Annotated in this window: 5 protein-coding genes; 3 read left to right on the forward strand and 2 right to left on the reverse strand. The window is 32.4% G+C overall.

The features are described 5' to 3' along the window. Nucleotides 1–842 (forward strand): M20/M25/M40 family metallo-hydrolase (locus DMP16_RS07965; protein ID WP_143577067.1); only part of this gene is annotated, 842 nt, incomplete at its 5' end. Between the two features lie 551 nt (nucleotides 843–1393). Next, on the forward strand, nucleotides 1394–1936 hold the full coding sequence (locus DMP16_RS07970) for a DUF433 domain-containing protein (protein WP_069284117.1): 543 nt from the start codon (nucleotides 1394–1396) through the stop codon (nucleotides 1934–1936). On the opposite strand, the gene DMP16_RS07975 is transcribed toward DMP16_RS07970, so the two are convergent. Together DMP16_RS07975 and DMP16_RS07980 are read right to left on the reverse strand one after the other, a co-directional pair. Then, nucleotides 1923–2537, reverse strand: a complete 615-nt coding sequence (locus tag DMP16_RS07975; protein WP_231961140.1) for a carbonic anhydrase — start codon at nucleotides 2535–2537, stop codon at nucleotides 1923–1925. The two genes, DMP16_RS07970 and DMP16_RS07975, sit on opposite strands and share 14 nt — an antisense overlap. Before the next feature lie 161 nt (nucleotides 2538–2698). Next, entirely contained in the window at nucleotides 2699–3304 is a 606-nt protein-coding gene (locus DMP16_RS07980) for a hypothetical protein (protein WP_069284115.1), read from the reverse strand. A 396-nt stretch (nucleotides 3305–3700) separates the two neighbouring features. Between DMP16_RS07980 and DMP16_RS07985 the strand changes: the two genes are divergently transcribed. Further along, nucleotides 3701–4462 (forward strand): hypothetical protein, encoded by a 762-nt coding sequence (locus DMP16_RS07985; protein WP_069284114.1) that lies wholly within the window; start codon nucleotides 3701–3703, stop codon nucleotides 4460–4462. The last annotated feature ends 342 nt before the right edge of the window (nucleotides 4463–4804 follow it).

Raw genomic sequence — 4804 nt, forward strand, 5'->3', positions numbered from 1 at the left:
GCGTAATAATGGAAGGTGCTGGATTAGACGCTAAAGGAAGACCTCAAATAGTTCTAGGAGTTAAAGGTTTACTTTACGTTGAATTAGTGCTAGATTACGGTATGAGGGATTTACACTCATCTAATGCCCCTATAGTTAGGAATCCTTGCATTGATTTAATGAAAATAATAGATAGTTTAGTTGACTCCAACGGAAGGGTACTTATTGACGGTTTTTATGATGACATAAGGGAATTAAGTATTGAGGAAAAAGAACTTATTAGAAAATATGACATAAATGTAGAAGAGTTAAAGGCTAATTTAGGTTTTAAGGAGATTAAATATGAGGAAAAAGAGAAGATCGCTGAAGCACTATTAACTTATCCTACTTGTAATGTAGATGGGTTTGAGTGTGGATACACTGGAAAGGGTAGTAAGACTATTGTTCCTCATAAGGCTTTCGCAAAACTTGATTTTAGACTAGTCCCTAACCAAGATCCCTATAAAATCTTTGAGCTTCTGAAAAAGCATTTACAGAAAGTTGGATTTAAGGGTGAAATCATAACTCATGGTTTCGAATATCCTGTTAGAACATCACCTAATTCTGCAGTAGTTAAGGCTATGATTGAGTCAGCGAAGAAGGTTTATAAAGTGGAGCCCCAAGTGATCCCTAATTCCGCTGGTACCCAACCAATGGGATTATTCGTAAATAAGCTAGGAATTAAGGACGCTGTAAGTGCCATAGGAGTTGGGGGTTATCATTCTAATGCTCACGCACCTAATGAAAACATCAAAATTGAGGATTACTTTAAGGCTATTTCACATACTGAGGAGTTCTTGAGAATCTACTCTAATATTTCATAATTTTTATTTTAGAACATAACATTTATAATAGTAGTAGAAAAGCCCTTTTTTATCAGAGATTATAACTTACATTATTAAGGTGTACATCAAGTTTGAGATGATAAAGAAAAGACAAACCTCACATTTTTATGGCAGAGAGAAGGTCAGTAGGAAATTATACTAACAGTAGCCTCCAATTTTCCAAATAATAAAAAGAATGACAAACCTCGCCTTTTAAGTAGTGTAGGCAACAATTCGGTTGTTTTGAAATAAATTGAGTTTTCTTTATTATGGAAATGTATTTTGGGTGAGGCAACTCATTTATTGGGACCAGTAGATGAATGGGTTTGATTTCTTAACACTCACCTAACTCAACAAGAAACACAATGACGAGATGGCTGAAAAATACTCCTTTACAATATACTCTAAATCCATTGTATAAATAAAATTTTACAGAGTTGGACGAAATTGTTGTCCACACACGTATAATACTTTCTAAATTCTTATATCTTGTCTAATAGAGAATACTTTTAGAGAAAAATCTTTAATAGTCCTAATAGGGAATTTTTATCATGGAGTTACCCGGCTACTATGACATAGTAGTTTACAGAGATATACATTTTGGAAGACCAGTGATTGCAGGAACTTTAATTAAGCCAGAAGACGTAATTCGTGAACTAGCAAAGGATATGACGTTTAAAGAAGTGATAGAAGCGTTTCATGGTCAGATAAACTCTCGCCAAATTCAAGAGTGTGCTAAATACGCTATAGACAGTATAAAAATTTTAAAGATGGGAATAGTAAAACCGAGAATTAACAAGAAATTAAAACAACATTTAGAACCATCCAACTATAAATACCTTGATTTGAATAGCGATAAATATAATCCAAACGTTCAAGGAACAGATGTGAAAGTTACTAAGGTGCTTAAGATGATCTCTGAGGGCAAGGAAATAAGAGAAATATCTGAGGAGTTAAAAATACCTAAGGAAGCTGTGATTGAAGCTCTAATTTTCAGTGCGTCAAGAATTGATGATTTTCACTTAGCCCTATCTAAATACCCTGATCCTACAAGTGTAATAATTAAGAGCTTAAATAAGATTAAGATGGTTTAATAACGTTTACTGATGGATATATTGATTTTATCTTCTCAGCCACTTTGTCGTCTTTTACTATCACATTATTTATCTTCATAACGTAGATGGCTATGTCAAGACTATCCCATATATCATTGGTTTCAGCTGAGACTACGTAAGTGCTAGAGCTTAAGTCTAATGGTGTTGTTGGAGTTGTAACGTAAATCGAATAAGGCTGATTTGAAGCTGGAATTTTAATCTTATTAATGTCTATTATCTCGGATTTTATAGGTTTATTTACAAAAATTTTCTTAGCATTTTCTGTTTGAACTTCTAGATTTAATCTCTCTAATTCTGATAAGGTATTAAATGCCTTATCTCTAAATTGATTTACTAACTTGTCCTCTACTATAGATGTAATCTTCTTTCCCTCTTTTATAGATGAAAAGACTACTTTCATCGCCCCACAGTCAGTGTGAGGTAAGACTATTACCTCATCTATCATGTTCTTATACTTTTCTAAAGTTTTAGATAATGATAACATGTTTGCTCCAGCATTTCTCACTACTATAGAGTCAGAATAATTCTCCCTTAAAAAATGATTTAACCTCCTATCCATGCAAGATATAACTAGCCTCATTAGGTGAAACATGATATTGCAATAGTATAAAAACTTTGATTAGAAAATAGTTAATTATTAATCTAAGTCTGACCTACTCCTCTCCGCGAGGTATTCTTTTTCGTGTATAAAAGGAATACTAAAAATTTTACCTTATAGAGGTGGAAGTGGTATAGGATTATTCATGTAGGGGGCAACGGTACAGCTGACGACGATGCTACGTTAGCTCCTAAGTAGACAGTAATAGTTGCTATTGCACTTGAACTAGCTGGAGGTAATGGTGTGTTAGGCTGTATCAGTAGGGATATATAGTAACTACCGGAAGGTAATGAAATTGGAGTAGAAGTCGTGACAGCATTACCCTTATTGATAATTTGAATAGTACTTACGTATGATCCTGAAGTTGAGTATATTACTATGTACGCATTATTAATTGGGTTGCTAGAGGAATAATAAGTATACGTCGTATTAGTTATGTATAAGTTTACAGTAGATGACACTGTTAGAGAAACTATCTGGTAATAGTAATCGTACGATGAATTAGTTATATTAACATATGCAGTGAAGGAATTAGTACCTTTAGTTGAGACCACGTTAACATAGTAACCGTTTCCACTTGGTAACTTAACCATTCCATTAGGCCCTACAGCTATCGTAATGGGCGAAGAAGTTGCATAAACATTGATTTGCCCTTGATAGTAGTATATTACATCTGCTGTGACTACTGGCAATATTGCTAAGATTACAATAAGGGGTATTAAATACTTCTTAAATCTAGGGCTTAGCATTGTTATACTCCAAAATTCTCTTCTATATTTAAGATTTTTGAAAAAACAGCTATGAAAAAACGTGATTCTTAACCTAGATCGTTTTATATAATTCCGATGAATCTTGATTTATCATTATAACTATCATTAAAGGAAGATTAACATAATACAATATCTAACTATTTCATAGGATTTAATATTCAGTCTTCACGATTATTAAAGGAAAATAAAGTAAAACTATAAGCTATAACCTCATATTATTCTTAAATGAAATGACATATATTTGCTCAATCTTTACATATATACTTCTATGAGAATGAAAGCTACACAAACAATGTTGATTTATGTGAAACTAAGTTGTCTGTACATAGAGATAAAGAATTAAGCTTAAATAAGAATCTAATTTAGTTTTGAATAATGGATAATACCAAGGTCTTCGTAATCCTAATTGTAATCATGTTAATATTAGCCTTATTTTCAACGTTTTATGCGAAGAGATTTACAGTTAAATATGGAACTTTTTATCCGCCTTATGCTAATATCTTAGGAGCTTACACTAGCGATGGTAAATTATACGTAACAATTAAAATTCAAAACGAGACCTATCCGATAAATATAACTGGTGGGTATGTAAAAATTGTTAACACTGGCCAATACACTAACGTTACACCTACATATAACGATACTTTTAACGTATCTTTTCCAATAACTTATTCTTTATCTTCATTCTCGCTTGTTTCAATCGAGGGTGTTTTAAAAGGTATAATGAAGGGAAACACTATTTACATAACCTTTTCCTCAACGGTACCTATTCAAATTTATTTCGACATAAAAGTAGTTAAATTCGTATACAACAACTCTACTGCTAATATCACACTTTATATCTTCAACCCAGTTAACATAACACTATTATGCATACGTAGCCTAAGTATCACAAACGCTAATCTATCTGAGACAGTAGCTGGTATAAATTTAGTTGATCTTAACTTGAGTCTACCCGTAGGAACGCATTGCATTAACTTAACCGTAAACCTCATGAAAGAAGGCGGTGTAGTATATGAAAAACAAATACAGCCAGGTTACGCATATTATATTAGTGGAGTATTAAACATTCAAGAGTACTTCTCGCAGCCTCAAAACGCTAGTTTCCAGCTTTATAAGATAGAGTTATTCTCTTGAGTTGAAGATTTCAATAATTTAATAATTAGTATAATTTTATAAGAGGATGACATTAGCGAAAGTTTAGTTATACACGTCATGAGTGATACAAAGTGCATTGACGAGTCTAAATAACACTATTAGAAGAAAAATTTTAAAAAAATAGGCAAATTAAATATAGGCAAATGAAGGCAAGGGCTGAAGTGATTATCTATTCTATTATCATTGTTATAGGGTTATTGAGTTGGGTATTCTTTCCCATTTGGTATTTAAAAAGTATAAATTACTCACAGTATCTTACGCCTCTGGGTTTTGAAATATTTTTCTTTAATAGGTCGTTTACATTAATATCTCCATTAACCT

It is taken from the genome of Sulfolobus sp. B1 (assembly GCF_007050195.1).
Taxonomy (GTDB): domain Archaea; phylum Thermoproteota; class Thermoprotei_A; order Sulfolobales; family Sulfolobaceae; genus Saccharolobus.

Coding starts and splice junctions, on each gene's coding strand:
- DMP16_RS07980 (WP_069284115.1), bottom strand. CDS start 3,304: ATGCTAAGCCCTAGATTTAAGAAGTATTTAATACCCCTTATTGTAATC.
- DMP16_RS07970 (WP_069284117.1), top strand. CDS start 1,394: ATGGAGTTACCCGGCTACTATGACATAGTAGTTTACAGAGATATACAT.
- DMP16_RS07975 (WP_231961140.1), bottom strand. CDS start 2,537: ATGAGGCTAGTTATATCTTGCATGGATAGGAGGTTAAATCATTTTTTA.
- DMP16_RS07985 (WP_069284114.1), top strand. CDS start 3,701: ATGGATAATACCAAGGTCTTCGTAATCCTAATTGTAATCATGTTAATA.